The organism is uncultured Caballeronia sp., assembly GCF_964243625.1.
GTDB lineage: Bacteria > Pseudomonadota > Gammaproteobacteria > Burkholderiales > Burkholderiaceae > Caballeronia.
Map to the genome: position 1 here is coordinate 1 of NZ_CAXTGZ010000650.1, position 3,338 is coordinate 3,338.

A 3,338-nucleotide genomic window follows, 5' to 3' on the forward strand; every position below is an offset into this window, starting at 1 on the left:
GCGGCGGACACAGCGCCACACGCGAACTCTTCGATACGCTCCTGCTCTGGAATCCGCGCCTGACGCTCGATGCAAACGGCGAAGCGTCGGTCGACGTGCCTTTGAACGATGCGTTGACGAGTTTCCGTATCGTTGCGATCGGGGCGGTTGGCGCCGGGCAGTTCGGTACCGGGAGCGCATCGATACGCAGCACGCAGGACCTGCAACTGATATCCGGTTTGCCGCCGCTCGTGCGCGTGGGCGACCAGTTTCGCGCGCTCTTCACGCTGCGCAACACGACCGCGCGCACCATGCAGGTTGTCGTCACGCCGAACGTGCCTTCGCTCGATCTGAAGGCGCAAACGGTGGAACTCGCGCCGGATTCATCGAAGGAAATCTCGTGGGAGATCAACACGCCGGATGCCATTGGCATGGCGGCGACGGGCGCGTTGAACTGGCAGGTGAACGCGGCCGAGCAAGGCGGTCCGAAAGCCGCCGATGCGATCAAGCTCACGCAACGCGTCGTGCCGGCCATCCCCGTGACCGTCCAGCAGGCCACCATGACGCAAGTCGATGGCACGTTCACGCTGCCGGTCGCGCCGCCGGAGACTGCGGTCGCATCCGCCGACGGGCAGATTCGCGGCGGCATTGCAGTGACCTTGCAGCCAAAACTCGCCGATGGCCTGCCCGGCGTGCGCCGCTGGTTCGAGCGCTATCCGTATAGCTGCCTCGAGCAACAGACATCGCGATCGCTGGGTCTCAACGACCTCACGCAATGGCAGACGGTGATTGCACGCATGCCGTCGTATCTGGACAGCGACGGCCTCGCGAACTACTTCCCGCCGTCCGATGATTCGCGCCCATACGGCAGTCCGACGTTGTCGGCGTATCTGCTTGCGGTCAGCGACGAAGCATCGAAGGCAGATCGCCGCTACGCCCTGCCCGATGACCTTCGCGACAAGCTCGCGGGCGCATTGACGAACTTCGTGGAAGGCAAGATCCAGCGCAAGTTCTGGTCGCCGCGTCAGGACCTCGACTTCGTGAAACTCTCGGCCATCGAAGCGTTGTCGCGATACGGTCTCGCCGAGCCGCGCATGCTCGGCTCGATCACCATCGCGCCGAACCAGTGGCCGACGTCCGCGCTGCTCGACTACTACGCGATCCTTTCCCGCGTGGACGGCATTGCCCAGCGCGACGACCAGCGCGCGCAAATCGATCAGATCCTGCGCGCCCGCATGACGTATTCGGGTACGCGCCTGACGTTCTCGACCGCGGCTGATGACGACCTCTACTGGCTCATGACCGGCCCGGAAACGAACGCGGCGCGCATGGCGCTGCTTTTCGCCGACAACCCTTCCTGGAAGGACGAAATGCCCAGGCTGATCGGCGGATTGCTGGCGTTGCAGAAGAACGGCGCGTGGGACACCACGACTTCGAATCTATGGGGCAAACTTGCTGTCGAACGTTTCTCGCGTGTGTTTGAAAGCACGCCGGTGACAGGGCAGACGCACATTGCGTTAGGCAGCGTGGATAAAGCGATCGCGTGGAACACACCGGGCTCGCACAGCGTGACATTGCCCTGGGACAAGGGCGCGCTCACCCTCACGCAGGACGGAACAGGCAAACCATGGGCGACCCTGGAAAGTCTCGCGGCCGTTGCGTTGAAGGCGCCGTTCGCGGCAGGGTATCGGATCACGAAGACTGTGACGCCCATCGATCCCGCCGTCAAAGGCACGCTGTCGCGCGGTGACATTGTGCGCGTGCATCTTGATATCGAAGCGCAAAGCGACATGACGTGGGTTGTCGTGAACGATCCGGTCCCGGCTGGCGCGACGATCCTCGGCTCCGGCTTAGGCCGCGACTCGGAAGCCGCCACCGAAGGCGAAAAGAGTGCGCAAGGCGCGTGGCCGGCATTCGTGGAACGTGGCTTCGATGGATACCGCGCGTATTACGACTATCTGCCGAAGGGCAAATTGCAGGTCGAGTACACGGTCCGGCTGAACAACGCGGGCACGTTCGGGCTGCCGCCAACGCGCGTGGAAGCGCTGTACGCGCCGTCCGTGTTCGGTGCAGTTCCAAACGCGACCGTGGTCGTCGCGCCGCTTGCTTCATCACCGGCCGCTGCAAAATAGACCCATGAAACGCGCCGCCCTCGCCCTTCTCGGATGCATGCTCGCCAGTTCGGCCTACGCGCTGCCGAGCTTCGACGAGGTGCGCTCGGGCTGGCGCAGTTCCGACTGGGTGTTGCTTGGCCGCGATGGCGAGCCGCTGCAGCGCACGCGCATCGATACATCCGAACGGCGCGGCGACTGGGTCGCGCTGCAGGATGTATCGCCGGCGCTGCGCGAAGCGATCGTGGTCTCGGAGGACAAGCGCTTTTACGAGCACAGCGGCGTGGATTGGCGCGGCGCCGCGGCCGCGGCATGGGCGAACTTGTGGAACACGCGCACGCGGGGTGCGTCGACGGTGACGATGCAACTGACCGGTTTGATCGATGACGATCGCCGGCCGGGCAGAAGATCGGTTACCGAAAAAGCGACGCAAACAGTCGGCGCATTGTGGCTCGATCACGCGTGGCGCAAGGACCAGATCCTGGAGGCGTATCTCAATCTCGTGCCGTTTCGCGGCGAGATCGTGGGGCTCTCCGCGTTATCGCAGACGCTCTTCGGCAAGTCGCCATCCGGCTTGAACGAGCGCGAAGCCGCTGTGACCGCGGCGCTCGTGCGAGCGCCGAATGCGAATTACGCGAAGGTCTCGGCGCGGGCGTGCGGAATCCTGCGCGACATGAACCGGGCTAAGACGCCGGCTTTGGACCCGTGCGTGAATCTCGACAGCTACGTGCAGTTGACGCTCACGCGCACGGCATCGGCGGCGCAGCGTTCGTTCGATTCAGAATCGCTCGCGCCGCATTTCGCGCGTCGTATCGCGAATGAAGTCCATCCGGAAGCCGGCGCGCGCATCAAGTCCACCATCGACACCCGCCTGCAGCGTTTCGCCCGCGATTCGCTCGCGCGCACCCTGCTCGAACTCAACGCGCGCGCGCATCAACGCAATGTGCACGACGGGGCGGCCATCGTGATCGATAACCGCAGCGGCGAGATCCTCGCGTGGGTGGGCTCGGCGGGCGGGTTATCGAATGCGCCGGAGGTCGATGCGGTCGTCGCATTGCGTCAAGCCGGCTCGACGCTCAAGCCGTTTTTATACGCTCAGGCCATCGATGAAAAACGTCTCACGCCAGCCACCTTGCTCGATGACGCCCCGCTCGATCTCGCGACCCTGACCGGCGAAGGCGCCGGCGCCGCGATCGTGCTGACCGACCAGGCCGGGCATGCCACGGCGGGTCGCTTGCTGGTCGACCC

The 3,338-nt window shown here is 64.6% G+C and carries 2 protein-coding genes; both read left to right on the plus strand.

The features are described from left to right. On the plus strand, positions 1 to 2,111 hold a 2,111-nt coding region (locus tag ACFFAR_RS28650; protein ID WP_375508949.1), incomplete at its 5' end, for an alpha-2-macroglobulin family protein. A 4-nt stretch (positions 2,112 to 2,115) separates the two neighbouring features. Then, positions 2,116 to 3,338 (plus strand): transglycosylase domain-containing protein (locus ACFFAR_RS28655; protein ID WP_375508950.1); only part of this gene is annotated, 1,223 nt, incomplete at its 3' end.